Raw genomic sequence first — 25,574 nt, 5'->3', positions numbered from 1 at the left:
TTAAGACCGCACCATGGCTTTATAAATTGAGTAACTTTGTGAGTTTGCGTTATTACTTAACGCGCATACCTGGCTTGGCACCTTCGTGCGGCTCAAGAATGTAAAGCTCGTCGCCACCAGGACCCGCTGCCAACACCATACCTTCACTCATGCCGAAGCGCATTTTACGCGGAGCAAGGTTTGCCACCATTACGGTGTGCTTACCGATAAGTGCTTCTGGTGAATAAGCAGACTTAATGCCTGCAAATACTTGGCGAGTCTCGCCGCCCAAATCAAGCTCTAAACGAAGAAGTTTATCGGCTTTTTCTACGTGCTCTGCATTGGCAATTCGCGCAATACGCAAATCAACTTTTGCAAAGTCATCAAATGAGATAGTTTCGCTGATAGGATCTTTCGCAAGTGGGCTGTCAGGGTCGATAGCCGGTGTAGCAGGCGCTAGACTTTCTTTAGAATCTTCAACCATGGCTTCAATTTTCTCCATTTCTACACGCTGCATCATCGGCTTAAACTTGTTGATGGAGTGGCCTTTCAATAGGGTTTGCAATGAATTCCAGTCGAGCGAGTCGTTTAAGAATTCCTCTGCTTTTTCTGCAAGTACAGGCAAAACAGGCTTCAAGTAAATCACCAATAGACGGAACATGTTGATGCCCAGCGAGCACACTTCGTGAGTGAACTGCTGTTTGCTTTCGTCTTTAATAGTTACCCATGGCGCGTTGTTGTCGATAAACTGGTTTGCTTTGTCAGCAAGCGCCATTATCTCGCGCACCGCTTGGTGGTACTTACGTTTTTCGAAAAGTGCAGCAATGCTTTCTGACGCGCTTTGGAACTCAGCAATAAGTTCAGGCTCAATAACGTTGTCAGATAATTTACCGTCGAAGCGTTTAGTAATGAAGCTTGCACAACGGCTGGCGATATTTACCACTTTACCGACGAGGTCTGAATTTACTTTTTGTGCAAAATCAGTGAAGTTTAGGTCAATGTCAGTGACACCGTCACCCAACTTAGACGCAAAGTAATAGCGTAGGTATTCTGGGTTAAGGTGATCAAGATACGTACGGCCCTTAATAAACGTACCGCGCGACTTCGACATTTTAGCGCCATTTACCGTCACAAAACCGTGAATGTTTACGCCAGTTGGCTTGCGGTAGCCCGCGCCTTCTAGCATGGCTGGCCAAAACAGGCAGTGGAAATAGGTAATGTCTTTACCAATAAAGTGGTAAAGCTCTGCCTCAGAGTCAGCTTTCCAGAAGTCGTCGAATTCTAGGTTGTTTTGATCACAGAAGTTTTTGAAGCTGGCCATGTAGCCAACCGGTGCATCTACCCAAACATAGAAGAATTTGTTTGGTGCACCTGGAATTTCAAAGCCGAAATAAGGTGCATCGCGGCTAATGTCCCATTGCTGAAGTCCTTCAGTGAACCACTCTTGTAGCTTGTTCGCCATTTCTTCTTGAAGGGCGCCAGAGCGGATCCACTCTGTAAGCATGCCTTCAAATTTCGGCAAATCGAAGAAGAAGTGCTCAGACTCTTTCAAAACTGGCGTTGCGCCCGATACCACACTGCGCGGGTTCTTAACTTCTGTAGGGCTATAAGTAGCACCGCATACGTCACAGCTATCACCGTTTTGATCTTCTGCTTCACAGCTTGGGCACGTGCCTTTAACGAAACGGTCTGGAAGGAACATTTCTTTTTCAGGGTCGAACAATTGGTTAATAGTGCGCTTGCTGATGTAACCTGCGTTATCTAAGCGAGTGTAAATTTCTTCACACAACGCCTTGTTTTCTGGCGAATGGGTTACATAGTAGTTGTTGTAATCTACGTGAAAATCAACAAGGTCTTGGTGATGTTCAGCACGCGTTCTTGCCACCATTTCTTCTGGTGTAATGCCAAGCTCTTGGGCTTTAAGCATAACCGGCGTACCGTGTGCATCGTCGGCGCAAACACTGTAACATTCGTTTCCGCGAAGGCGCTGAAAACGAGTCCAGATGTCGGTTTGAATGTGTTCTAGCAAGTGACCTAAATGAATAGAGCCATTTGCGTATGGCAACGCACTGGTTACCAGAATTCGGCGTTTTTCTGACATAATGACGTTATTGATTCTTTGCGTTTCAAAATGGCTGCAAATACTAGCGGAAAACCGCGTTTTTTGCATTACGTAATTCACACTAATCTTCTACAAGTAAGGCATTTTATGTTCTTTTCTCGCAAAGCCACTCCACTAAACGAAAAAGTTGCTGCTATTTTGGCCACGTATTTTAGTGTAGATATAGAAGATACCTCACCTTGGTGCATATTAAACGAACCTGAAGGCGTAACCGTAACACTACCATTTTGTATTGCCAGCCAACTAGATGCGCTAAAAGCTGAAGTGTTAAAACAGCTAAAAGGTGAACTGACAGACGCGCAGCTTATATTTATTCAACGTATTGCCAGCGGCGAAACTAAGGTCGCTCCGGTAACCAATATTAAAAACATCATTGCGGTTGCGTCTGGCAAAGGCGGAGTGGGTAAGTCTACCACCAGTATCAATCTTGCCTTTGCGCTTATGCAAGAAGGAGCCAGAGTAGGTATTTTAGATGCCGATATTTATGGGCCGTCTATTCCTATTATGTTAGGTAACCCCGACGCACATCCAGAAAGTGAAGATAACAAACATATGCAACCCCTTAAGGCTCACGGCATGGTTGCGAACTCTATTGGCTATTTAGTACCACAGGAAGACGCCGCGGTATGGCGGGGGCCAATGGCAAGTAGGGCGCTAAAACAACTGTTAGATGAAACACTATGGCCGGTACTCGATTACTTAATTGTAGATATGCCACCGGGTACGGGCGACATTCAACTGACCATGGCGCAACAGGTGCCGCTTACCGCTTCTATTGTAGTGACAACACCGCAAGACCTTGCTTTAGCCGACGCGCAAAAGGGAATTAGCATGTTTGAAAAAGTGGATGTGCCGGTGCTTGGCCTTATTGAAAACATGAGCTATTACCAATGTAGAGCCTGTGGCACAAAAGACTACGTGTTTGCTAAAGATGGTGGCGAAGCCTTGGCAGAGCGTCATGGTTTACCACTACTAGGGCAACTCCCATTAGACATTCATATTCGCGAGCACGGTGATGCAGGTACGCCATTGTTGGTAGCGTCACCCCAAAGCCCGTTAAGCGAAAGCTACCGAGAGGCTGCCCGTGCCCTTTCGATGCAACTGGCGTTAAGCGTTACGCCAAGATCGGATGGGGTAAAACACATCAAGGGCGACCCCATTGGTATTGTGGGCAAGCAATAAGGCCAGCTATTTCATTTAAGTAAATACGGGCTAAAGTTCGACGAGTTTGAAAAGCAAATGGTGGATTTGCACAAAAATATTGATAAATAGCGCTGAACAAGCAAAAACAGCGGCTAGGGCAGTTGATTGGGCAAGGCCAGATACGCATAATAGCGGCCTAATGAAATAAGGAATACACCATGCGTTTGTGCGACCGCGACATCTATCAATATTTACAAGATGGCAAAATTAAAATTGACCCTTCTCCAGACTACGATCAAATCAGTGGTGTGACGGTAGATATTCGCCTTGGAAACAAATTTCGCGTGTTTGAAGACCATCAAGCACCCTTCATCGATTTAAGTGGCCCGAAAGCACAGGTGCAAGAAGCCCTTGACCAAGTAATGAGCGACGAAATCGAATTAGAAGAGGGCAAAGCCTTTTTCTTACACCCAGGTGAACTTGCCTTGGCAATTACTCATGAGTCGGTAACCTTGCCTGATAACATTGTAGGCTGGTTAGATGGCCGTTCGTCATTGGCGCGCCTTGGGTTAATGGTGCATGTAACAGCACATAGAATTGACCCAGGTTGGTCGGGTAATATCGTACTTGAGTTTTACAACAGCGGTAAATTACCTTTAGCGCTTCGCCCAAAAATGAAGATAGGGGCATTGAGCTTTGAGGTGCTATCAGCGCCTGCTGAGAAGCCATACAATGCCCGTATTGACGCCAAATACAAAGGGCAGGCTGGCGCGGTGGCAAGCCGAATTTCGTCTGATGACGAGAGCAAGTAATACCCTTTAACGTCATTTAACTGAATGAAGGTTAGTGCGTTTCTTGTAAATTACTGGTAGAAAATATATTAGCGACTATTTCAGCGGCTATTTATTCGCAAATCTAAGCGGCTATTAAAGCGCTTGTCAAAGCGGTTATCGAAAATAACCCTGCAAATATTTTGCGAACAAATATAAACAAGCTCTAGTAAATAGCTACAACGTATAAAAGCTATCAGTAAAAGAGAAACGCAATGCCTAACAACCTGCCTAACTCAACAGAAAACCCGCTATCTAAAAATAAAACCAAACCCACTAGCAAGAACGCCATTGTGCTTGTTTCTGCCATATTGTCTGTCGCTAGTGCGCTAGGCTTGTGGTGGGCTGGGCAAACCAGTGATATTTACTTTACCGCTGCCATTACCTTGTTTGTGGCCATTTTATGGGTAACGGAAGCTTTACCTATTCCGGCTACCTCACTATTGCCTTTTGCTTTGTTTCCATTATTTGGGGTGTTGTCGCATAGCGAAGCGGCATCCTCACTGGGCAGCCACGTTATTATATTGCTGATGGCGGCATTTATGCTATCGAAGGGGCTAGAACGAGCCAATCTTCATAAGCGCTTTGCTATTTACATGCTGCGCTTAACCGGCAGTGGAAGCCCGTTAAAGCTGGTTTTAGGCTTTATGCTAACTACTGCCATATTGAGTATGTGGATAAGTAACACCGCCACCATTTTGATGATGTTGCCAATGGCCATTGCCATAATAAATGCGGTAGACAACCCAAGGTTTGGCGTGGCCCTAATTTTAGGTATTGCTTATTCAGCCAGTTTGGGCGGGGTAGGTACCCCTATTGGCACACCGCCCAACATTATTTTCATGAGTGTTTACGAGGAAACCCAAGGCGTTGAGTACAGCTTTGTAGAATGGATGAAAACCGGTGTACCCATTGTTCTAATTGGCGTGCCTATTATGGCGCTATGGTTATCACGGGGAATCGAAAAAGTAGGTGATATTAAATTACCTGTACCTGGCGAGTGGAGTATTGCTGAAAAACGGGTACTAATGATATTCGGCACAGTTGCAATGGCGTGGATATTTCGCCCTATTTGGACCACATGGATTGGGGTTAATACCATCAGCGACAGCACCATTGCGGTAGCGGGTGTGGCCGCTATGTTTTTTACCAATAGCGGTAATGACAACGGCCAAACGGATGCAAAAGGTAACAGAGACAAACTGCTTAATTGGAAAACTGCAAACGATATTCCTTGGGGAATGCTGTTGTTGTTTGCTGGTGGTATTTGTATTGCCAAAGCGTTCACTGCTTCTGGCTTAAGCGTATTAATGGGCTCGTGGTTAACCGGGCTGTCGACGTTGCCCGTTATTTTATTGGTGCTGGGCATTTGTTTATTCGTAACTTTTTTAACGGAAATTACATCAAATACCGCAACATCAACCTTGCTAATGCCTATTTTGGCGGCAGCGGGCGTAGCGGTTGGCGTAGACCCAAAGCTACTTATGATACCCGCCGCCATCAGCGCTAGCTGTGCCTTTATGCTACCCGTAGCGACAGCGCCTAACGCTATCGCGTATTCAACAGACAAGTTCGATATTAAAACCATGGCCCGTGAGGGAATAATGCTGAATGTGTTAGTGGCAATGGTGGTAACTGGGGTGTGTTATATCACCCTGACATAGTGCAATGGGCGTTTTAAAGGCGCATTTTTACCAAAGTGGTTAGCAATTAAGCGCTTAAACAGGCTAATTGCTAATTCTCGTTGCAATATGAGTAATTTTGAGTAGTATTATGCGCTCTTTCGGTCGGTGTGTAGCGCAGCCTGGTAGCGCACTGTCATGGGGTGTCAGGGGTCGGAGGTTCAAATCCTCTCACACCGACCAATCTATATCCATAGTAATCAGAAAGTTACAAATATCACCCCCAATATATGTAGCGAATAGAATTCTGATTATTTAAACCATGTAGCATATATGTAGCTTGGTTTACTCATACATAATTTCTTATTTTAAGCTTCCTTAAGCACCTGCTTAACGATAATACCCTGATTGTCAGCATACTTAACATTTAAGCACATCTTTGTACTTCGCTACTGTTTGACGAGTTAGACCAGATTCCTTTGCCAGATTGATTTGAGTAAGGCGCTCGCCTCGCTTTTTAAGACGTGATCTAGCTTCCAATAACTGTTGTTTGGTTTTCTCCTGTCGCGTTCGGTGTGTGTAACGCGCACCTTCTTGCTGCGCTAGCTTTTGGGTAATTGCTTGAATGGGTAGGTTCCAAAGACCTGCTATGCCACGATTATGTGGTGGGTAGTAGTTAAGCCAGGTCCATTTGGATACACTTCGAACAATCGAAGAAAGCTCATTAAGGGGCAACTGGTGCGTTTTACTAAGGTCTTTTCCGGTAAAATCATTAAAGTAAGTCGCGAGCTGAAAAAGGTGTTGTTCCCATTGCTCATAGCTCCAGTTTTCCCTAGCGAAAATTACTCGGCGGTACGCTTCAAACCTTAGTTCATGGAACACCGTGCAGTTTCTTGAATCGGGGACATTTTCCCAATCAAAGTCCCCACGTTTGCCCATTTCTGGTCGCTCAAACTCATCGTTTAGTTCGTTTAAGTTATATTCGTGATGATGTAGGAAACTTGTTTTCCAAAATGGATGAAGTGGGTTCTTGCAAAGTGGACCAGTGTAAGCATTATCGGCTATCAATTCGCTAGTCATCTTTCTTTTGATATCAGTTAGGAAATTGATAGGCTTTCGACGAGAATTCCGGCTAGTTGATACATTTTGAATGGCATAAAAAAGGTGTGCGGAGTTCTGTTTCAACTTTGCTTTAGGGCCTTGTCCACTCACTATTATATTCGGAGGGGGTAATAGTTTGTCTTCCCATATAAATGGATCTGTCCCGTCTAAATCAAATACCAGCCAACATTTTGTGTTTGCTGGATTAACCTGGACGTGGAGATACTTTTGTAAGGCACTATATTTGTACCGAAAAGAACTCTTTGTCACATCTTCTTGTGCGCAAAGAGTTTGTGGAGGAGTTGTAACTTCTAGCCGTTCGATTAGCCTCTCTCGCGCACAAGCAGGCGCAGCCAAGACTGGCTGAATTAATTCAGATAACATAAACTACCAATGTTGAAATTCAGTTCAACACGGCAGGCAGTGAGTTTGGTCGCTTATGCCTGCCGTATTCTCAGACTAAGCAACTTCGCCGTAGGTACGGAGCCAGCTTTCCAGCTTGGATTCTTCAAAGAGTAGTTTTCCGCCAATTTTAATTGCTTCAGGCGCGAGCTTGTTAGCTAAAGTCTTGTCGCCCTCTTCAATGGCAGATTTACGTTTATTTCGTAGATTGTACAGATGCTGAGGCGTACAGTTTAAGTACGCTGCTGCTTGTTTCGTGGTAATAAATGCGGACATGAGCCCTCCTAACCGTAATACCTAAACCTGTTAAACATTTATGAAGTGATTGACCTAGGGTGGTCCGTATTTTTCCTCACTACGTGTAACAGGCAGCTGGTCAGAGCGCCTTTTTTTAGATGGTATATAACCAACGGTTGGAATAATAAGTTATGATTATTTGTGAGTAAAGCGGAAAGTCTGTCTTGGCTATAGTAGCTATGCCGTAGCGAGTGTCGTTCTGTAATAGAACTGAAAAATGTAATGGATTAAAGAGAAGGTAAGAAGGGAGATGCATGAGCGCATATAAAGAGCCGCAGAAAAACAAAGCTAGAGAATTAGTTATCAATAGTGCCGTAAAGTCACTAACTAAAGCTCGCAAAGCGTCAACTTTAACCCGAAAAAGTTATTTACGTGAGGTTCGTGACCACTTAGTTTCTTCAGGGCACTCATATGATGCTTCGGTAGCAAAACAGTTAACTGACGCAACAATTACTAGGTGGGAAGCTTTTTACGATTCAGTGGTTCAAGACAGGTCACCAGCGAATCTAAAAGTTGCATATTTGTCAGGCCCCAATCCAGAAAATGATTTACGAGTGCTCTGTAAAGCAGGTGTACTTCCTGAGAATATATGGGCATTCGAGTCAGAAAATACTATTTATTCTGAAGCGGTAATTTCTGCTCTAAGTTCCGAATTCCCTTTCATAAAAATTATCAATGGCGGTCTCGATACTTTTCTAGAAGCATCGCCCCAAAAGTTTGACATTATATATTTAGATTTTTGTGGACCATTGCCAAGTCGAAATAAAAAGCAAAAGACATTGGGAGCTCTTACAAGAATTTTTTCAAGACATGCATTGAACTCTCCAGGTGCTTTAATAACGAACTTCTCATTACCAAATGAGGAACAAGATAGCGAAGGGAGAAATTTGCTAGCGAAGCTTGTTGCGTGTTATCTGTATCCCAAGAGCTCTCTGGAAGATAAGGATACTGGAAGTGGATTTGCTGAAGGCCCTATTGCTGAGGATTTGTGCCCCGAAGAATGGCTTGTGAAGGTCGAAAGTGATCTTGAGTTTTATTATGGACAATTCATCACACGACTCTTAATAGACCACGCAAGCTTAATTTCAACGTACAATAGGTTTCCCAAAAATAACTACTTATACAAGAAGTTTTTTAGTGGGAAAGAGGCTGAGCTTTTAGCTGAATTGAGAAGCAAATTTTTCCACTTTGATGAAAGAGGCGATGGTGGCGATGTGATTATCGATGCATCACAGTACCCGACTCTTTGGTCAATGGCTGCTCTAGACAAAACACTTAATGCAAGAGATGCAAATTATCCTCAATTTATATTTAATGATGAGAATTTCTCGAAATTCGCTGATCAGTTTCTTGCGCAACTAGATACAGCTACCAACAAGAAAGCACTGATAGATAACCATTTATTACTAACTTATTTGTTACTAGAAGGAAATGAGCAACCACACCATTGGTCTGCGGCGATTCAGAAGTTGTCAAAATCTCATAGATTTTCAGATTTTTACCAGTTTTGCGACTTGGTTTTATTCCATCAGGTCTTGGAAACACTATTTAGGCAAGTTGCTGTTCCGTATCATATAAATGTTGAGAAAACGGAGCGCTGGGTTTACCAAGCCAAGGATACGCCTATGTTTATGGACATGTTATTACTTGATGAATGTCGATATTTATACGATTGGATGCCAACAATGGATATGTTCAATAATGCCGTATCTGATACAGAGAGACAATTGAGCTACCGGTTTATTCTTGATGGTGTAGGAAAACATCGACGGTGGTATAATCCAGAATATTTTTTCGGAACTGCCGTAGTAGATCAGTGGACCAAAAACTTTGAAGCAAAGACTCTGAGTTCGAGAAAAAAAATTTAACAAAGTCCATGAAAGCTGCGCAGCCGATGGCTGCGCATCCCAATGCAAAGTAAAAACCCAACACAAGAATTACACTTGAGTGAAGCTCTGTCAAAGGTTCTAGTAGTAGAACTCACCGCGGTCGTGGGCCTCTCGCGCTTCTTGTTCTGAATAATCATCCCCGAAGAAGTTTACATTTCCTGCCCCGTCGTTGTGTTCATCAATAAACTTGTCTTGTTTTTTAGCTTCTTCGCTTGGGTCATCTAACAGGACTTCTAATGCAACCAAGGCGGTTGTTTTTAATATCTTCGAAAGCATCTTGTACTCCATTAAAACTAAGGATTCCTGAGTATCTATGGCTTATTAAAGCTAAGAAACTCTTAGTTTTCAAGTTTTAGTTAGTTTCAAGTATGAATAATGATGATTCGCCTTTTCCCAAACGGTTGAAGCAGGCTAGAAAAGATCGGGGATTGTCTCAAAAGCAACTCGGTATCCTGTCAGGGATGGACGAGTTTTCAGCTTCCGCTCGCATGAATCAATATGAAAAAGGAGTCCATTCGCCCGACTTTAAGACGGTGAAGGCGTTAGCGGAGGTACTGAAAGTTCCTACAGCTTTTCTTTATTGTGAAGAAGATGACTTAGCGGAACAGATCGCCAGTTTTAAAAATGGTTAGTTCTCACCGCTGTTTTTCACCTGCTTTGACGCGAAATGGAAATAGCCAGCGAAGAATGCAACCAAACCAAGTATCATTAGATTGCTCACTATTAGCGGTGCCATAAAAACCTCCTCGATCGATGAGATTAAAGCGTAAGGTAGTTTGCCGTTAACGGCAAGCTGACCGCAAAACCCAGCCCTTGCTATCGAGGCATCATGAGCAATATCCCTCTCTTTTTTCGGGCGCGTTGCCGCCCGCTATGTCGAAGCCGAAAATCGTCTTCAGCATAGCGGGCGTCTGGGTTTTGCTTCCTTACACGCAGCTATCTGTTTGCAGGCGCAATTTGCAGATTGAAAAAAATTTTTTCAGCAGGTAATCTCTAAATGTATAGCCCGTTCGGGCATCGAAAAAAGTCGGCGCTTTCAGCTGCCGTTTACACGTAGTGAGGACCCTCACTTTTCATAGCTATACTCATGTCACGCCGCATTTTCAGGCGTTTTCAAAGTCGGCGCATTCAGCTGCCGTTTCCACGTATCTGAGGTTTTAAATTTTGGCGAGATCAGTCCGAGCCAAGTGTAGTTGCACTAAACAGGGGCGAATAGGCTTTAGTGTCGCTGAGCCATAGAGGGCCAGTTAATCTTACAATACGCAGGGTGTGTCATGAATTTTAATGAAGTAAACGAAGTTGCTCAGCTAAAAGCTGAAACTAAACTTATTGCCAGGAAGAGAAAGAAAGCTTCAAAGCTCGATGTTCATCGGTATCAGTTATGTAAACTTTTTCATGCCGGTGCCACAAAAGCAGAACTGCAAAGGTGGTTGATAAAGAAAAAGGGGGTGCGTGTCGATTGGACCACTGTAAAACGATGGCTTGATAAGAATGCCTAAGTTTGCAAAAGCCAGTACGCAGGCTCATAACGTCATAAAGGCGCTAACAAAGGCCGAGAAAATACAATCTCTTGGAACAGCTAGAAACTACGAAGATGCCCTGAAAAGGGTTTCTTTTTGGGTTAAGGAAAAAAAGCTCAACGGCTTGCAATCATTATCATTAGAACAAGCACGGTTTTACCTTGAGTATCGCGCTGAGAGTGTAGGGCAAAAAACACTTGATATGGAACGTCAGGCCTTGCAAGCGATGATGCAGCTAAATGGTAAGCTACCCGATAACGGCAAGCTCTATATCGTTAAGTCAGAATTAGCTGAGGCAACACGGTCCAGGGCTTATACTAGCAACCAAGCCGAGGCCGTATCTCTGGGACAGTCGTCGAAGCATAGTCTAGCAACACAAATCGCATACGCTGCCGGGCTACGGGCTCATGAGCTTTTAACTTTGGCTAGAAGTGATGAACGTCAGCCAGATAGACGAAAAGCTTTAAATTCTAAATGGGAAGGCCGCTCAGGCTCACTTTACACTGTTGTTGGGAAGGGCGGCTTAAAACGGCACGTGCTTATTCCTACAGCCCTAGTAAAACAACTCGAACAGCGAAGACTCAAAAGCCCTGTGACTGTCACTGACCGGCAAATAAAGTACCTACAGCGTTATGACATCGGTGGTGGAAAAAAATGGTCCGATTCCTTTAGCAAGGCTTCCAATCGTAAGTTGTTTTTTTCGACCGGGGCGCATGGTTTGCGACATAGTTACGCACAGGAGCGTATGGTTGAGTTGAGATCTCTTGGGCACAGCAGAGTTATAGCCTTGGAAACAGTATCTCAGGAGATGGGGCATTTTAGGCCAGAGATAACTGAAATATATTTGGCTTAATGCCAATAACTTCATGTGATGCTACTAATGTTAAAAACAGTCCTTCTGCCTATGGGGCTTACTCAATAATTCTTGTACAATTCCTTCAGTTAATATTTCAAATAAAAATGTGTAGGGACTATTTTCCTACTGAAGAGTGTTGTCATGTCATTTTCCACTATTGAAATGTGTGCTGGGGCCGGGGGACAAGCTTTGGGGCTCCATCAAGCTGGTTTCGCCCACAACTTACTTATCGAGATCGACTCATATGCGTGTAAAACGCTTAGATATAACAATGAGCATCTACAATTGGGGTGGGGACCAGTTATAGAGGGCGATTTGAAGGAGTTTGCTCTAAATTCAGCTGAAAAGTATTCAGACAAAATTGATTTAGTAGCAGGCGGGGTACCCTGTCCTCCATTCAGCAAGGCGGGAAAGCAATTAGGTCACGAAGATGAGAGAGATCTTTTTCCTACGGCAATCCAAATTGTCGAAAAAGTTAATCCCTATGCGGTTATGCTCGAGAATGTACCAGGTCTTGCTGAATCTAGGTTCAAATACTATCGCGACAAAATTTCTGGTGATTTAGCTGAACTCGGCTTTACTTCGTGTTGGAAACTTCTGCAGTCTAGTCAATTTGGAGTTCCTCAGTTAAGACCCAGAGTTATTTTAGTTGCTCTAAAACACGATATTTTTGAGCATTTTACATGGCCTGAACCTAGTTGTGAAAATGCGCCTACCGTCGGTGAGACTCTTTTAGATCTTATGTCATCCAATGGATGGAAGGGAGCTAATGACTGGGCTTCTAGTGCAAACACAATAGCCCCAACTCTTGTTGGAGGTTCGAAGAAGCATGGAGGGCCCGATTTGGGGCCTTCGCGAGCCAAATCTCAGTGGCAAAAGCTTGGAGTGAATCCGCATCGTCTCGCAAATGATAATGAAATCCCCTCGAAGGACTTTAAGGGAGCGTTAATGCGCAATGGCTCAATAAAGGAAGGTTTTGAAAATATGCCATTATTGACAACACGGATGGCTGCGCGAATTCAAGGGTTTCCAGACTATTGGGAATTTACCGGTTCAAAAACGCACGCTTATAGACAAGTAGGTAATGCATTTCCACCGCCCGTTGCCAAGGTTGTTGGAGGGCAAATTAAGCAGGCTTTGCAAAGTAGTGGCGTGGTCAGCAAAGCTTGTAGAAAAGGAGAAGCTGCGTGAGTAACGGATTAATCACAAATGCCAGAGTGAAATTTTATACACAATTAATGGAACAGGGGGTGCTTAGTTGGTCCCCATTACCTCAATCATCAGCAAATAAATTCGGTGTAAGCAATGTTCCATCGAATGCTGATTCATCTCAAAGGCTTAGTGTACGTGTAGCGCACTCAATGCTAAAAAAACTTGAAGCATTGACCGGTGCAAAAGCGGCTACAGGTAAAAGTAAGCTGGCTGGGCAAACTTTAGGTAATGTATTTGAAGATCTTTGTGCACAATACATAGAAAATAGTTTTAAAACACTCAGTCATTTGAGGCCTGGAACTTGGTCAGTTAGACAGGTGAAATCCAGGTCTGCTAATGCGATAGGCGACTTTGAGCAGTATCAACATCTGTCTGAATTGACAAGGCTAGCGAAAGAAAACGATGAACTTCGATCGTTTTTAGGAGAAGGCTATACAGTAGCACCAGATGTCGTTGTCACTCGGTTGCCAGAGCCCGATGAAGTTATTAACTCCCAGGCAACTGTGGTTGATGAAATAACGTCTAAAGCCGCAGCTTTACGAGCATCAATATACGCAGGTGCTGTACCTGAGATACTTCACGCAAGTATTTCCTGTAAGTTCACTATGCGTTCGGATCGCTCTCAAAATACAAGAACTGAGGCCTTGAACTTGCTTCGTTCCAGAAAGGGGCGTGCTCCTCACATAATTTCCATCACGTCAGAGCCAACTCCCAGTAGGTTAGCTTCATTGGCGCTTGGAACCGGTGACCTTGATTGTGTGTACCACTTTGCTCTATATGAGTTGAAAGAAACCTTGGAAGAGCTTGAGTTGGAAGACGCGTTAGAGCTACTCAATACCATGATCTCAGGAAAGCGCCTGAAGGATATCAGTGATCTCCCTCTAGACTTAGCTGTGTGAATTGAATCCTAGTGAACTAATCAAAGAGTGAATAGTTCACTAAGACTCAATTCGGATATACATTGAAAATGCTTACGCGTTTAAAGTATTAAACTATGTCTATTCACCAGCTGAACTTCTCAAGTTTTCTAACTCTAATTTCAAGTTATTAATTTCATTTTCTAAGCGTTTAATTTTTTATCTTTATTGTTGCCATGCTTTTTAATCATGTATGCCATTTCGAGCTCATCTTTATAGGGCATCATAGGTTGATAAAGCTTGTGAAACGCAGAGCCGAGTGCTCCTCTGAATAAATGCAGTTGTGGTGGATTTTTTCCATAGGCCAAGATATGTGTTGTGGCGATACCAGGATAAGGGTCGATATAGAAAATTTTAGTAATTCCAAGCTGGAATGCCTTTTTCGCACAAAGCTCACATGGACTAGCTGTGGTAAACAAATAGCCCCCTTTAAGCTGCTGGCCACCATATTTCGACAGTTGTAAAAAAGCGTTTTCTTCTGCATGCAATGATCTTGTATGAACTTGATTTTTTTCTCCTTCAAGCTCATTTTGAACATCCTTAAAACAGTAAGATAGATTTCTACCATCTTTCTTTGCCGTTTCTATAATGTCTGTATATTTGTACTCAATTGTTTCTCTAAATTCTTTGCTATTACGTTCATATTTGCTATACGCGTCCTTATCGATCCCATTCAACAAGTTTTGAGCACTGCGTAAAATACATGGAACTTGTCCTTCAGCTGTATTATTCCAGCCAACTGATTTTACCGAGAAAAACTCATTTGTAACCACTGCGCCAACTTGACGAGAAATACATCCTGAACTTTTTTTCGCGCTATACGCAATTTGCATACAGTTTTCGATAGACGTAGGCATTACCAGACCAGGGTGCATCATCAATGCTATATACCACGCAAGCTGGCTCGCCAGTTCAGAATTTCCGTAGTTATCATCTTTAGGGTTATTAATATGAACATCTGAAATTTCTATACATTTTTGAATATTTTGAGAAATATACTTGTTATGCCCAATGAGTTTTTTGGGATACTCCTTTTCGTCCAGTTCTATAATTTGCTGTTCAGAAAACTTATGGCTTTCTCTTAAGTGCTTAAGTCTGTTTTCATTGTTAGTGTTTATAGAAATCAGATAAAAATCAGAATGTCTTCCTTTTAAGAATATTGCCTCATAGGGGTTTCTAATTGCATCAATTACTATGTAACATGGCCTATTTTCTTGTCGTGAAGAATACTTGGCTGCTTTAATGACTTTGTTAATTACGCTAGGGAAAGTAAAAACCTTACTTGGGTCAAATGTTGACTTGTTTGCTTTTCCTGATGCCCTGATGTTATCGCCAACTTTTTGATATAAGCTAGTGTAAGCACTCATTGATATCGTTTTAAGTGACTGTTTTAGGTTGTCTGAAAATATAGGTAGTCTTTTGAAGTAAATCGTAAAAGCTTCTTTTTTCTTGTCTTCTTCTTTCTTTGACAGAAACTCTTTAATTTCCTGATGAAATTCATCATATTCTTTTTTAAATGGAGTTAGTTTCTCCACAACATCCGAAAGCTCTAGCCCCAACGTTTCTGCAACGAGCGAGCAAAATTGCGGATGATTTAATTCAAGTAGGAATCTGCTAATAACCGACTTTACTTGTAACCATTCAAATTTACGCCATTTAACATCAATGAAGTTTTTTATGATTTTGTACTTTCTACGCTCATTTCCCTCAAAATGTGAATCTTCAGGCGAGGGGAGTGGCAGATTGTCACCCGCCATTATTTTTGCACTTGTAGAGCAACCTGAGCCGGTTCTTCCAGTAAGTCCAATTACGATAAAATCACTGGACTCGTTAAAAACAGTGCTCAAAGCGACTGCCATGTCGGTGTTTTTTTATCCATATCAATCTCTTTTATTTTCTATAATTTTCGAGGTTTAGTTGTTTTAAATTTTTTAGTCAGACTCTGAATTTAGCTTCCCACTTCTCAAGCGCCTCGCGCCTTTTTAGCATATATTCTTGCAAGTTATATACTTTTTGCATCCCTTGTAACTGATGATTTAAAATTTTCTCCACCACTATCGGATCTGCTCCGATATCAGAATCGCCTAATCGTGTCGCGAGAGTTCGTCGCAAGTCATGAGGTACAAACTTAGGTACACCTAACTGGTCAAGTTTTCTGTTTACGGCTCGTGATAGCGAATGCCTGTCAATTGGCTGCTGTCCTGGAGCGCAGGTGATACTAGTGGTGCTGGGGAATACATAATCTGAATTGAGGTAATTAAAAGCAGACCGTAACTCGTCAAGCATTACCAGCATATTTTGCGTAATAGGGACTTTGTGTATTCGATCGCCGCCTTTCTTTTGCTTAACCCGTTCACAGGGTATAGTCCATAGCATTGTTACAAAATCAAATTCAGACCAGCGCGCGCCAGTTACCTCAATCGGTCTACAGCCTGTCAGTGCTATAAACTTCAGAGCATAGATAACTTGTGGGCTCACTCCTAGTTTAGGAAGTCGCTCAAACACCTGTATCAATTCATCAAAGGTAAGTGCTCTTGTTCTGGATTTCTCAAAGCCGCCAATATTTTCTTTTTACGGTGGTAATGGGATTGCCCTGAAGTAGATCTCTATCAACGCCGAAGTCAAACATTTGCTTCAGTATTGAAAGCGTCTTGTTGGCCTGAGTTCCGGAGCTACGGTCAGTGATGGGGTCTAACACCTTTTCAATAACATCTCGCCTGGTGATATCTTTCAACTTCATTTCACCAACAGTAGGTAGAACATCTTTCACGAACATTCTGCGAACTTCTTTTGGGTCTTTTCGGTTGACGTCTACATATCGCGTTAGGAATTCGTTGGCTAGCTTCGCCAGGGTGGGGCTATTGTCTTCAATGAACAGCTCTCTCTGAGCTATTCGCTTGGTTTCATAAACGTCTTCACCGGCTGCTATGCGACCTTTTAAGCTCTCGACCTCTTTTCGAACTTCCTTGAGGTCTCGTTCTCCGTGATATCCCAGAAGATAATTACGTTGCTTACCTCCAGAGCCACCAATTCGATAATTTAAGTACAACGCTATTTTTGACCTGTTGTCTTCTGATACTTTGCCAATCCGAGCATGAAATCCGCTAAGTTTCGTATCATTAATTCGCTTTATTTGTTCAGGGACTTTGCTGAGTGATGTATCGCTGATGAGAAGCTTTACGGTAGACACGTGTAGCACCGAAATAATTTTGAAATGGATTGGTGTAGCATATGTGTAGCAGCTGAATGATTCAACTACTTGGTTCTACTTAATTCTAATCATGCCATGCGAAATTGATAAAGTTTATATATAACAATTGGTTGAATATGATTTTTGATCTAATTAGAACTAATTTTCACTAATCAAAGATAACGTTGCTTTTTATGGGGTGTCAGGGGTCGGAGGTTCAAATCCTCTCACACCGACCAACTTCTCTCTCTCCCTTGAGTGGCTTGACATGCAAGCATTTTCACTCTAAAAACTATCCACGAATTAACGAACTAAATAACCTAACAGGGTCACCTTTCGGGTCACTTTTAGTTTCTGTTGTTGTTTATTTGAGCAATAGTTTAAGCGATGGATAAAAAGTATCTCAAAAGACAAGATTCAGGCTTGTGGTTGTATCGTCGAAAGACTCCTGTACTACTCAAAGACAAGTACAAGTCGAGCTACATACAACACTCTCTCAACACGCACAGCTATCACGAAGCAATCTTAAAGCGTAACGCGATTAACGCTGAGATTGATATGCAACTAGAACACGTCAAACGAGGTGACTCAGACAAGGCTAAGTTCTTTCACTACTACACACCGTGGAGAAAGGAACGCGTAGAGCGTGAAGGTGAGAAAGTTGAAGGTGCAGACCATCACCCGATGGAAGAAGCTGACCTTGAAGTTGTCATTGAGAATCCAGAGGACAAAGCTAATCCAGCAGTTCAGGCCGCTTGGAAGGCTGCTATGTCTGGAGATATACCTTCAGAGTTTCAACCGACAATCAAAGAGGTTGCAGAAGAATGGTCTCAGTGGGCAGAGGACAAGAAGAACGCTAAGTATGTCTCAGCTATGGCTACTTACGTTAAGGCTCTTGTAGTGTTCCTAGGTCGTGACGAGTTACCAGCTAATGTAAGCTCTGGTCAGGCTCAAATGTTCATTGATGGATTACTGAGTTCAGGTAAATCAGCTAACACGGTTACACACTACAAGTCTAAGCTACAAGAACTCTGGCGATGGGCTTTAAGTCGTGAGAAGGCTCAAGGCGGTAACCCTTGGCTTAACTGTAAGGTTGAAGCAAGCAAGAAGAAAAGTAAGCCTGAACACTACCGTAATTTCACTGATGAAGAACTTGCTCACGTTCTCGCTGAGACTGACTTCAAGAAGCTTAATACATCAACTTGGGCTTATCCGTATGCCTTACACATGCTACCTCGTTTATTGCCTTTCCTTGGCACACGACTAAGTGAACTAGCACTGGCTCAGAAGGAGCAGTTCGTTGATGTGGATGGGCGCTTGTTCTTTGAGGTGCGAGAAGGTAAGACAGTTAACGCTCAACGCATTGTGCCTGTAACACCAGCTATTAAGCCTCTTGTGCTTCAGGTCTTAGACAGGGCAGGAGATAGCCCTTGGTTGTTCCCTGAGATCGGTGAGGCTGTAATTGGTGCTGAAGGTGCCGCTAACAGTATCTCGTCGAAGTTCGGTAAGATAACTAAAGGGTTCGCTAAGGTGGAAGGCTACAAGACAGGCTTACACTCGTTTAGAGGTCACTTTGCGACAGGGCTAGAACAAGTGGGTTGTCCTGAAGACATCGCTACGAAACTAGCAGGGCACAAGCAGTTGTCCTTGACGTATAACTTGTACAGTAAGTATAAGAACAAGGACGAGCTGTGGCAGTATATCGAGAGGATTCACGAGGCTGACTGCTTGAAGTCGTTAGCTTGACAATTAAGTTAAATGGTTTATTCGTTAACATTTTCCGAATAAAGGGCTAAATATGGATGAGTTTGAGCTTCATAGAGAGTACGACATTCACCCGTCTAAAGACATGTATAGGCAGTATTTGAAAATAGTCCAGTGTATAGGTATTACGCTCGATTCGTTAAGTTCACTTGATGTTGTTTTGAGTAATCAATCAACAGCAAGTGAAAAGTTAATATCAATTGCAAAAGAAGTGCAGTGTTACGTAATAAACGTGGTCGGAATAAAAGAACTGGCATGTGGGTTGAGACGTTTTAAAGCTTATAAATTTAGTGAAAACCAACAATGTTTAGTTAACGTTTGTAAAGCAATTCGCAATGCCTACGCCCATTCTTCTCTTCTAATTCCCAGTTACAAAGCAAAGTGTACAAAAGGTTCTTGCGCAGAGTCTTACTGCTTGCCGCTGAATGAGTTAGCACCATATGTTGAGAAGTTGTGGAAATCTGATGACCCCGAAAAAGTATCTAAAATATCACTTACGATGACTTACTTAACTGATATTTGCTTCGAGTATTCTGAGTTTTCTTACACGAAGGACTCACACGAAACTAAGTTAGAAAAGTTTTTAGATGTCGTTGACTTTATCCAAAAGCATTCTTCATTTTTTCTTTGTGTAACTTTAGATAACCTTGAGAAAGGCTTTAAGAGAAATGGACTAAAAAGCTATAGTGATATACGAGCCAGCTTATCGCTACCAACCTTTGAGGAACACATTAAAGGGTGCCGCTCGAAACTAAAAAGTTTCACCACAAAAATCTGAGAGGCCAAATCGACAATGATGAAGCCTCAACTCCCCCCCATAGGGTGTCTCTACGCCCTACAGGAACACCGCTAAGACAATCTTCAAGCCAGTCGCAACGTTCACTTGACCAAACACGAAGACAACGCACAGGCTCTGCTGGTGGCTCTTACGACCAATTTGCTGTACCAATCGGGTATATCCATAGCAGTACACTTGATTGGTACACTTTCGATAAGTTGTTTGTATGGTTTTAGGTTGGCTTTTAATTATTGGTACGGTTAGCATTTAAACGTCCTAGACATAAAACCAAACACATCCCTTAATCAATCTTAACCTTTATTTAATACCAGCCACGCGAAATCCCACATTTACTCATCCTTTCGTACATTTGCACGAATAGCCCCTTTTTTATTGATCTAGCGCAATAAGTGAATTCGATAAATCAATACCATGCTCGCCGTAACTTAATGAAAACAATAACTTTATATGCACACTCTCTAATATTGGTTGGGAGGCCAAATGATTGCGCTAGATAATCAAAAATTAAGTTCTTTGGTAAGTGGTTTTCACATTCCCCCTAAGCCCGCTATTCTCACGGAGTTTTCTGATGAGATTGAAAGTGCTGAGCCTTCATTAGAGAACATTGCTAGAATTATCTCAAAAGATATCAGTCTTTCTGCCTTATTACTGAAAACAATTAACAGCCCATTGTTTGGCTTAAATAGAACCATCGCTGATATCAAACAAGCCGCCATGTTTTTGGGGCTTGATAAACTGCGTTTCTTGGTTACTGCTACATTATTAAAACGCAGCTTTTCTGGAAAAGCGTGTATTAGCTTAGAACGCTTTTGGGATGAGTCGTTAGAAGTAGCAAATACCTGTATGTGTTTGGGCGTAAAATACAAATCACAACTGTCTGTAGATGAGCTTTATTCTGTTGGGCTTTTTCACAATGTGGGTATTGCCGCCATGGCGTTGCGATATCCAGACTACGTCGACACGTTAGCGTTTGCCAATAAGCACCCCGATGCCAACATTACGCAGCTTGAGCAAAGCAAATACCATTGCGATCACGCCACCATTGGTTATTACCTAGCGGTTTCATGGCATCTACCACAATCTATTTGTAATGTGATATTGCACCATCATGAGCAGCGTTTTTTGGAAAACTGTAGCAACAGTCGCGATAGATTGACATACGCTATTCTTAAATGTGCTGAAAATGCAGTAACCTATTCTCGCAGTCTTAGCCATTCAAGCGAATGGATGCGTATAAAGCAACAGATTTTTTCAGAGCTGGGTATAGTCGATGAAGACTATGAGGACTTAGTAGAAGATTTTATAGAAAATATTCAAGGAAGATAAAAAATAACGTTCTCTAATTCACGACAAAATCTTCACAATTGCTCAATTACCCTGTATTGATAGGTAGAAGCGTGTTGATAATGGGCTGTTATTGTTTTGAGTTATTGCTTTGAACATCTAGCGAGTATCCATTACGGCAAACCATAATAATAAAAATAGTATCGACGGCTTGTGTGGGAATTGAGCGCGTTACTAAAGTGAAGGGCAAGGGAACGTGATATGGATAGAAAGTTAATAAATAGTCTACTCATTAGTATTGGTGCTTGCAGCGTGATCTCATGCGGTGGCGGAGCAAGCGCGCCAGCGCCTTTACCTGAAGTGCCACCTATTGTCATTCCATCGTCTCCAGATTACTGGAGTGCAGCGGTCCCCGATTTTACTGTTACTAATGACAGTCCTGCTATTGAACTAATAGGGGATGACGTCATAAATTTAGTTGTCGGTGAAAGCTATGTGGAGCTGGGTGCTACCGCCACCGATCCACAAGACGGTGACTTAACCGCGAACATCAACATAGTTAATACTGTGAATACAGGCGTTTCGGGTGATTATTTTGTTCGTTATCAGGTTCAAGACGCCAATGAGAATAAGGCACTTGAACAAGTAAGAATTGTGCGTGTTTATAACACGATACCATCAACCATGAGTTTACGTCCTGTTGGTGTTTCACAGTCTCACCTTGGGTATATTGAAAGCCTTCCTGCTAATTACGCTATAGATTCGAATCAACAATACGGCCTTTTAATTTTCAATCATGGCGATGGTGCAAACGTTGAAGTAAGCGGCGGCGATGCACAGCAGGCACTGCAAAATATTATTAGCAGCAATGGTCCTGCTCTCATGCAACAAAACGGTGAATGGGACTCTTCACTACCACTTATTACGTTAAGCCCACAAATGGGAGGGATTGGCGATGGCAATGAGCTAACACGGCTAAACGCTTTTATCGACTACGCATTAAACACATATCGTATTGATGCATCGCGAATCTATATCACGGGGTGGAGCCAAGGTGGCTTTTTAAGCTTGCTCTATGCAGCGCAATACCCTGAAAGAACGGCAGCGGCCATTTCCATTTCTGGTGGTCTACCAGCTAACCCTAATGAAGCGCCGGACGATATTTGTCAATTGGAAGACGTGCCCATGTGGTTGTTCCACGGTGGAAGCGACAATGTGGTTTCAACCAATTCCAGTATTCGTGTTGTTGATTATATCGAGGATAATTGCCAGCCAATGGTGTTACCAAAACTCACCATTTTTAACGGCCGTGACCACAATATCCATTCATTTGTTTTCGATTTGTCGGCAATGCAGAACAACCCCAATGGCATTGAAGCCAATGATAATCACGACCCATTTGATGTTGGTATCTATCAGTGGATGTTGCAGTATTCTCGTAATTGATCGTTGTTTGAGTTCTGTCAGCAAACTAAGTAATTAAACGATAGCGCAGCAATTCCTTATAATAGGGAAGTGCGCTATCTGAGATGTTTCTTAGCGAGTCGTCTAAGTGGGGAAGTGGCTTTTTGTCACAAGCTTTAAGCCCTGTACTCTTCCACACAGACGCGTACCAGTGCGGTGCCCAAACACCATCAGCTTTGTTACCGCCAGTAGGCCAAGTTAGCATTTGAGGCTGGTAGGTAATGCCTATTGCCTCGCATAATGCAGATAGGGCTTTACCTGGATTGGCAAGAATATCATCACTGTCGATGACAATCGGCGTTTGTCCTAACCGGTGAGTCACAAAATTAAATATATCGAGTTGGCGTTCAAAGCCAATGTCGGCAAGGGTTGGTTTTTCCCGTTTTTGCTGGTAACTGGCAACCACCCGAGCAGGGTGACGAATTAGAAAAACATTGGTTAATTCAGCTAGCCAATCTAGCGGAAATCCATCCACCATATGGTGCGTCATTTGCTTTTGGTAGAAGTGCTCACTGCCATCTGGATTAGGCCCAAGGCATTGATTAACCACATCACTTGCGTTTGTCGGCTGCGCATCTAATATAGCTTGTTGCATTGGGTGCACGTCATTTGTTGCAGTTAAATACGCTGCGTAAAATGGCTCATCAATTACGCTGCAATCACTGCGTGAAGCAAATGCATACATCATGGCAGTGGATAAATTGCGTGGTCCAGACCACATGGCTATTCGCATACTAATTTCCTTTTACTCGCTCAAAATACCACTGTCTAATTTGTTGAGTTAATGGGCCTGGGTGAGTATTGCCAATTTTGCGACCATCAATATGTGATACTGGAGTTTGCGCACCAAACGTGCCGGTTAAAAACGCTTCATCTGCGCCGTATGTCTCAACCAATGAATAGTTCTTTTCTCGCACGATCACGCCGTGTTCGCGACATAACTCAATCACTTTTTGTCGAGTTATACCGTTCATGCAGTAGTCGCCGGTGGATGTCCATACTTCACCTTTTCGTACAATAAAGAAGTTACAGGCATTAGTGGTGTTTACAAATCCATTGATATCGAGCATCAAGGCTTCATCAGCACCACATTTTTCTGCGGCAATGCACGCTAGTATGCAGTTTAGTTTACTATGGCTGTTTAGTTTGGGGTCTTGCGTCATGGGCAGCCCCCGTAAATGGGGAACAGTGGCCAGTTTTATTGGTCGTGCAATTGCGGCTTTTGAGTGTTCGCAAATGATCACCAACGTAGGCCCTTGTTTTGATAATGCGGGATGTTGAAAAGGTTTGCTTTTTACACCTCTAGTGAACATAAGGCGCGCATGAACATCATCAAACATATCATTGGCCAAGCGGGTTTGCTCAAGCGCATATATAACCTCGTCTTTCGACATGCCAAGGTTGAGGTCGATGGCTAGAGCTGCTTCAAATAGGCGGTCTATGTGCTCGTCTAGAAACGCCCATTTGCCTTTATATAAGCGCAAACCTTCCCAGATACCATCTCCTAACATGAAGCCACTGTCATACACCGAGACCTTTGCGTCGTCGCGATGAACGATGTTGCCATTTACGTATATTTTTATGTGGTCGTTACGCGCATCTTCTTGTGCAGTATGCGTTGTTATTTCTTGCATTAACTACTCATTGCTCTTGCATGGTGAATATTAATTTTGTACTCCGCTAGGGAGTACGATGTCAATAAACATTAATGCAGAACCCGCCATGAACAGCCAAACTCCAATAGTGGCATAGTTAGCAAGAGCGGGCAAAAACAGCGAACTTCCAAAGAAAAAACACAAGCTCGCCAACACGCCTAGTTTGTTTTTTTGTATTCTATGCAGTGTATTCTCTCTCATTGTTCGCCTCGTTGTTCTATATCAGGTTTAAAGCATAAGCTAACTGAAATTCTATTCCAGCTGTTTATTTGCACAATTGCCATTGTTAGGTCAAGTAGACCCTGTTGGCCAAACGCTTCAAGTGTATTTTGATAGATGTCTTCAGTGATCTCACTATTACACACTAGCGTGAGCGCTTCTGTCCAAGCAAGTGCAGCTCGCTCTTGTGCGGTAAAGCATGATAGCTCGCGCCATGCGGCTAACACATCGAGTCGGTCTTGTGTTTCCCCGTCGCGGCGTGCTTCATCAGCATGCATTTTTTGGCAAAACCCACAACGGTTAATTTGTGACGCTCGAAGTCTAACTAGATGCAGAAGCGAAGGAGTAAGAGGGCTTGATTCGGCAAATTCAGTTAACCCTGATAATTGCGCAACCACATTTGGGCAGTGTTTATAAAAAGTAGTTTGTGAAATTCGCTCTAACATAATTATCTCCTTAAAGTGTTGTGTGTACTTTAGAAGACAACGCTAGGCGTTAATTGGAAATTTGCGACAACTTTCGTTTTCGATACTGCAATGGTGTTTCTAGCGCGTGTTCTCTAAACATATTGGTGAAATGCGCTTGATCGAAAAAGCCACACTCAAGTGCAATGTCACTTAATGTGTTTGACGAAGACATTAACTGGTAACGAGCATGGCGAATTTGGGCGAAATGATGTAGCTGGTTTGGAGAAAAGCCAAAGTGCTTTTTCAGATGCCGCTCTAATGTACGTCTACTCATGCCGCAGTCGTTGGCTAGCTGCTGCGGTGGTGTAAGCGATGAGGCTGAACTTTCCAACAACCCTTGCCACTTTTGGTTGGCAAAGTCGGTTCGTTGACATAACTGGGTTAACCAGTCCTGAATAGTAACGATTTGTTCGAATGCTTTTTTTGAATATAACAAGTCAAGTAGGCGGCTTATCGAATAGAAATGGGGAGAGTTGAACAACGGCAGCTCAATATCAAGGTTGTTGCGCTCATCAATATCTATACCTAATAGTGCTTTCGCAGCACCGGGTTTTAGTCTAATGCTGATGTAACGTGTACCTAATTCCCACTGCTTTGCACACACCTTTGCATGGTGAAAAAAGAAGGCTTTTACTGTGTTTGGCGTGATATTGAACGTTATACTGCTGCCTGCATCAGGGTAAAATTTTTCCTGAATAGAGCGTGTTTTTGAAGCATTTTCACTCACAAACCAAATGCATTGAACATAAGGGGTCAATGCATTTGATATCGGTACAAATTGAATACCAATGTTGGAAAAACTGGCAGCGGGTATAATTGTTTTATACAGTGAATAGTCCATT

General features: G+C 42.8%; 25 protein-coding genes and 1 tRNA gene. 14 read left to right on the top strand and 12 right to left on the bottom strand.

What is annotated here, in order from left to right; all coding sequences use genetic code 11:
• Positions 1-52 precede the first annotated feature (52 nt).
• Positions 53-2,080: a methionine--tRNA ligase gene (metG, locus tag EYR97_RS06655; RefSeq protein WP_131093020.1), complete on the bottom strand. Its 2,028-nt coding sequence runs from the start codon at positions 2,078-2,080 to the stop codon at positions 53-55.
• 108 nt (positions 2,081-2,188) lie between these two features.
• On the opposite strand from metG, the gene apbC reads away from it, so the two are divergent.
• The 4 genes from apbC to EYR97_RS06635 all read left to right on the top strand — a co-directional run bounded on the left by apbC (position 2,189) and on the right by EYR97_RS06635 (position 5,939).
• A complete protein-coding gene (apbC, locus tag EYR97_RS06650) occupies positions 2,189-3,283 on the top strand; it encodes an iron-sulfur cluster carrier protein ApbC (protein ID WP_131093019.1) in 1,095 nt (364 codons plus the stop codon).
• Positions 3,284-3,462: 179 nt separating this feature from the next.
• Complete coding sequence (gene dcd / locus EYR97_RS06645) at positions 3,463-4,056, top strand: dCTP deaminase (RefSeq protein WP_131093018.1); 594 nt, start codon at positions 3,463-3,465, stop codon at positions 4,054-4,056.
• Positions 4,057-4,289: 233 nt separating this feature from the next.
• Positions 4,290-5,738 carry a DASS family sodium-coupled anion symporter gene (locus EYR97_RS06640; protein WP_131093016.1) on the top strand — a complete coding sequence of 483 codons (1,449 nt, stop codon included), beginning with the start codon at positions 4,290-4,292 and terminating at the stop codon, positions 5,736-5,738.
• Positions 5,739-5,862: 124 nt separating this feature from the next.
• A tRNA-Pro gene (locus tag EYR97_RS06635) sits at positions 5,863-5,939 on the top strand.
• Positions 5,940-6,116: 177 nt separating this feature from the next.
• On the opposite strand, the gene EYR97_RS06630 is transcribed toward EYR97_RS06635, so the two are convergent.
• Both EYR97_RS06630 and EYR97_RS06625 read right to left on the bottom strand, forming a co-directional pair.
• The gene (locus EYR97_RS06630; protein WP_131093015.1) at positions 6,117-7,181 is read right to left on the bottom strand and encodes a replication initiation protein; all 1,065 of its coding nucleotides are present in this window, start codon (positions 7,179-7,181) and stop codon (positions 6,117-6,119) included.
• Between the two features lie 75 nt (positions 7,182-7,256).
• On the bottom strand, positions 7,257-7,475 hold the full coding sequence (locus tag EYR97_RS06625) for a helix-turn-helix domain-containing protein (RefSeq protein ID WP_131093014.1): 219 nt from the start codon (positions 7,473-7,475) through the stop codon (positions 7,257-7,259).
• Between the two features lie 275 nt (positions 7,476-7,750).
• Here EYR97_RS06625 and EYR97_RS22025 point away from each other — a divergent pair, with 275 nt between their 5' ends.
• Complete coding sequence (locus EYR97_RS22025) at positions 7,751-9,364, top strand: class I SAM-dependent methyltransferase (RefSeq protein WP_165477993.1); 1,614 nt, start codon at positions 7,751-7,753, stop codon at positions 9,362-9,364.
• Positions 9,365-9,463: 99 nt separating this feature from the next.
• Here EYR97_RS22025 and EYR97_RS06610 read toward each other — a convergent pair whose 3' ends face one another.
• Complete coding sequence (locus EYR97_RS06610) at positions 9,464-9,661, bottom strand: hypothetical protein (RefSeq protein WP_131093013.1); 198 nt, start codon at positions 9,659-9,661, stop codon at positions 9,464-9,466.
• A 92-nt stretch (positions 9,662-9,753) separates the two neighbouring features.
• Here EYR97_RS06610 and EYR97_RS06605 point away from each other — a divergent pair, with 92 nt between their 5' ends.
• The 5 genes from EYR97_RS06605 (at position 9,754) to EYR97_RS06585 (ending at position 13,872) form a co-directional block, all read left to right on the top strand.
• Positions 9,754-10,017 carry a helix-turn-helix domain-containing protein gene (locus EYR97_RS06605; protein WP_131093012.1) on the top strand — a complete coding sequence of 88 codons (264 nt, stop codon included), beginning with the start codon at positions 9,754-9,756 and terminating at the stop codon, positions 10,015-10,017.
• 642 nt (positions 10,018-10,659) lie between these two features.
• On the top strand, positions 10,660-10,884 hold the full coding sequence (locus EYR97_RS06600; protein WP_131093011.1) for a hypothetical protein: 225 nt from the start codon (positions 10,660-10,662) through the stop codon (positions 10,882-10,884).
• The gene (locus EYR97_RS06595; protein ID WP_131093010.1) at positions 10,877-11,758 is read left to right on the top strand and encodes a site-specific integrase; all 882 of its coding nucleotides are present in this window, start codon (positions 10,877-10,879) and stop codon (positions 11,756-11,758) included. The genes EYR97_RS06600 and EYR97_RS06595 overlap by 8 nt, the downstream gene beginning before the upstream one ends.
• Positions 11,759-11,902: 144 nt before the next feature.
• Entirely contained in the window at positions 11,903-12,952 is a 1,050-nt protein-coding gene (locus tag EYR97_RS06590) for a DNA cytosine methyltransferase (RefSeq protein ID WP_131093009.1), read from the top strand.
• Positions 12,949-13,872 carry an NgoMIV family type II restriction endonuclease gene (locus EYR97_RS06585; RefSeq protein ID WP_207308043.1) on the top strand — a complete coding sequence of 308 codons (924 nt, stop codon included), beginning with the start codon at positions 12,949-12,951 and terminating at the stop codon, positions 13,870-13,872. The genes EYR97_RS06590 and EYR97_RS06585 overlap by 4 nt, the downstream gene beginning before the upstream one ends.
• A gap of 161 nt (positions 13,873-14,033) precedes the next feature.
• Here the strand turns inward: EYR97_RS06585 and EYR97_RS06580 are convergent, their stop codons facing one another.
• From EYR97_RS06580 to EYR97_RS22255, 3 genes are all read right to left on the bottom strand, one after another.
• Complete coding sequence (locus EYR97_RS06580; protein WP_181409131.1) at positions 14,034-15,737, bottom strand: hypothetical protein; 1,704 nt, start codon at positions 15,735-15,737, stop codon at positions 14,034-14,036.
• An 88-nt stretch (positions 15,738-15,825) separates the two neighbouring features.
• On the bottom strand, positions 15,826-16,395 hold the full coding sequence (locus tag EYR97_RS22260) for a site-specific integrase (RefSeq protein ID WP_242634930.1): 570 nt from the start codon (positions 16,393-16,395) through the stop codon (positions 15,826-15,828).
• A gap of 43 nt (positions 16,396-16,438) precedes the next feature.
• Positions 16,439-17,080 carry an Arm DNA-binding domain-containing protein gene (locus tag EYR97_RS22255; RefSeq protein ID WP_242634929.1) on the bottom strand — a complete coding sequence of 214 codons (642 nt, stop codon included), beginning with the start codon at positions 17,078-17,080 and terminating at the stop codon, positions 16,439-16,441.
• A gap of 387 nt (positions 17,081-17,467) precedes the next feature.
• Between EYR97_RS22255 and EYR97_RS06570 the strand changes: the two genes are divergently transcribed.
• The 4 genes from EYR97_RS06570 to EYR97_RS06555 all read left to right on the top strand — a co-directional run bounded on the left by EYR97_RS06570 (position 17,468) and on the right by EYR97_RS06555 (position 22,373).
• Positions 17,468-18,826, top strand: coding sequence for a tyrosine-type recombinase/integrase (locus EYR97_RS06570; RefSeq protein WP_131093007.1), 1,359 nt, complete (start codon positions 17,468-17,470; stop codon positions 18,824-18,826).
• A 52-nt stretch (positions 18,827-18,878) separates the two neighbouring features.
• Positions 18,879-19,622, top strand: a complete 744-nt coding sequence (locus EYR97_RS06565) for a hypothetical protein (protein ID WP_131093006.1) — start codon at positions 18,879-18,881, stop codon at positions 19,620-19,622.
• Between the two features lie 501 nt (positions 19,623-20,123).
• Entirely contained in the window at positions 20,124-20,969 is an 846-nt protein-coding gene (locus tag EYR97_RS06560; protein WP_131093005.1) for an HDOD domain-containing protein, read from the top strand.
• A gap of 219 nt (positions 20,970-21,188) precedes the next feature.
• Positions 21,189-22,373: an alpha/beta fold hydrolase gene (locus EYR97_RS06555; protein ID WP_131093004.1), complete on the top strand. Its 1,185-nt coding sequence runs from the start codon at positions 21,189-21,191 to the stop codon at positions 22,371-22,373.
• A 25-nt stretch (positions 22,374-22,398) separates the two neighbouring features.
• Here the strand turns inward: EYR97_RS06555 and EYR97_RS06550 are convergent, their stop codons facing one another.
• Genes EYR97_RS06550 through EYR97_RS06530 form a run of 5 tightly spaced genes read right to left on the bottom strand, consistent with a single transcriptional unit; the run spans position 22,399 to position 25,573 of the window.
• The gene (locus EYR97_RS06550) at positions 22,399-23,124 is read right to left on the bottom strand and encodes an HAD family hydrolase (protein WP_131093003.1); all 726 of its coding nucleotides are present in this window, start codon (positions 23,122-23,124) and stop codon (positions 22,399-22,401) included.
• 1 nt (position 23,125) lies between these two features.
• Entirely contained in the window at positions 23,126-24,025 is a 900-nt protein-coding gene (locus EYR97_RS06545) for an aminotransferase class IV (protein WP_131093002.1), read from the bottom strand.
• Between the two features lie 30 nt (positions 24,026-24,055).
• The gene (locus tag EYR97_RS06540) at positions 24,056-24,247 is read right to left on the bottom strand and encodes a YrhK family protein (RefSeq protein ID WP_131093001.1); all 192 of its coding nucleotides are present in this window, start codon (positions 24,245-24,247) and stop codon (positions 24,056-24,058) included.
• A complete protein-coding gene (locus EYR97_RS06535) occupies positions 24,244-24,711 on the bottom strand; it encodes a carboxymuconolactone decarboxylase family protein (protein ID WP_131093000.1) in 468 nt (155 codons plus the stop codon). Before EYR97_RS06535 ends, EYR97_RS06540 begins: the two co-directional genes overlap by 4 nt.
• A 49-nt stretch (positions 24,712-24,760) precedes the next feature.
• Entirely contained in the window at positions 24,761-25,573 is an 813-nt protein-coding gene (locus EYR97_RS06530) for an AraC family transcriptional regulator (RefSeq protein ID WP_131092999.1), read from the bottom strand.
• Position 25,574: the final 1 nt, after the last annotated feature.

Origin of the sequence: Alteromonas sp. KUL42 (assembly GCF_006538325.1) — a bacterium.
In the GTDB taxonomy this organism is placed as follows: domain Bacteria; phylum Pseudomonadota; class Gammaproteobacteria; order Enterobacterales; family Alteromonadaceae; genus Alteromonas.
Note: the sequence above shows the minus strand (reverse complement) of the source record. Positions and strands in the feature narration are given on the sequence as shown.

What these genes read in the sequence shown, in the direction of transcription:
- metG (WP_131093020.1), bottom strand. Translation starts at nt 2,080, where the DNA reads ATGTCAGAAAAACGCCGAATTCTGGTAACCAGTGCGTTGCCATACGCA.
- apbC (WP_131093019.1), top strand. Translation starts at nt 2,189, where the DNA reads ATGTTCTTTTCTCGCAAAGCCACTCCACTAAACGAAAAAGTTGCTGCT.
- dcd (WP_131093018.1), top strand. Translation starts at nt 3,463, where the DNA reads ATGCGTTTGTGCGACCGCGACATCTATCAATATTTACAAGATGGCAAA.
- EYR97_RS06640 (WP_131093016.1), top strand. Translation starts at nt 4,290, where the DNA reads ATGCCTAACAACCTGCCTAACTCAACAGAAAACCCGCTATCTAAAAAT.
- EYR97_RS06630 (WP_131093015.1), bottom strand. Translation starts at nt 7,181, where the DNA reads ATGTTATCTGAATTAATTCAGCCAGTCTTGGCTGCGCCTGCTTGTGCG.
- EYR97_RS06625 (WP_131093014.1), bottom strand. Translation starts at nt 7,475, where the DNA reads ATGTCCGCATTTATTACCACGAAACAAGCAGCAGCGTACTTAAACTGT.
- EYR97_RS22025 (WP_165477993.1), top strand. Translation starts at nt 7,751, where the DNA reads ATGAGCGCATATAAAGAGCCGCAGAAAAACAAAGCTAGAGAATTAGTT.
- EYR97_RS06610 (WP_131093013.1), bottom strand. Translation starts at nt 9,661, where the DNA reads ATGCTTTCGAAGATATTAAAAACAACCGCCTTGGTTGCATTAGAAGTC.
- EYR97_RS06605 (WP_131093012.1), top strand. Translation starts at nt 9,754, where the DNA reads ATGAATAATGATGATTCGCCTTTTCCCAAACGGTTGAAGCAGGCTAGA.
- EYR97_RS06600 (WP_131093011.1), top strand. Translation starts at nt 10,660, where the DNA reads ATGAATTTTAATGAAGTAAACGAAGTTGCTCAGCTAAAAGCTGAAACT.
- EYR97_RS06595 (WP_131093010.1), top strand. Translation starts at nt 10,877, where the DNA reads ATGCCTAAGTTTGCAAAAGCCAGTACGCAGGCTCATAACGTCATAAAG.
- EYR97_RS06590 (WP_131093009.1), top strand. Translation starts at nt 11,903, where the DNA reads ATGTCATTTTCCACTATTGAAATGTGTGCTGGGGCCGGGGGACAAGCT.
- EYR97_RS06570 (WP_131093007.1), top strand. Translation starts at nt 17,468, where the DNA reads ATGGATAAAAAGTATCTCAAAAGACAAGATTCAGGCTTGTGGTTGTAT.
- EYR97_RS06565 (WP_131093006.1), top strand. Translation starts at nt 18,879, where the DNA reads ATGGATGAGTTTGAGCTTCATAGAGAGTACGACATTCACCCGTCTAAA.
- EYR97_RS06560 (WP_131093005.1), top strand. Translation starts at nt 20,124, where the DNA reads ATGATTGCGCTAGATAATCAAAAATTAAGTTCTTTGGTAAGTGGTTTT.
- EYR97_RS06555 (WP_131093004.1), top strand. Translation starts at nt 21,189, where the DNA reads ATGGATAGAAAGTTAATAAATAGTCTACTCATTAGTATTGGTGCTTGC.
- EYR97_RS06550 (WP_131093003.1), bottom strand. Translation starts at nt 23,124, where the DNA reads ATGCGAATAGCCATGTGGTCTGGACCACGCAATTTATCCACTGCCATG.
- EYR97_RS06545 (WP_131093002.1), bottom strand. Translation starts at nt 24,025, where the DNA reads ATGCAAGAAATAACAACGCATACTGCACAAGAAGATGCGCGTAACGAC.
- EYR97_RS06540 (WP_131093001.1), bottom strand. Translation starts at nt 24,247, where the DNA reads ATGAGAGAGAATACACTGCATAGAATACAAAAAAACAAACTAGGCGTG.
- EYR97_RS06535 (WP_131093000.1), bottom strand. Translation starts at nt 24,711, where the DNA reads ATGTTAGAGCGAATTTCACAAACTACTTTTTATAAACACTGCCCAAAT.
- EYR97_RS06530 (WP_131092999.1), bottom strand. Translation starts at nt 25,573, where the DNA reads ATGGACTATTCACTGTATAAAACAATTATACCCGCTGCCAGTTTTTCC.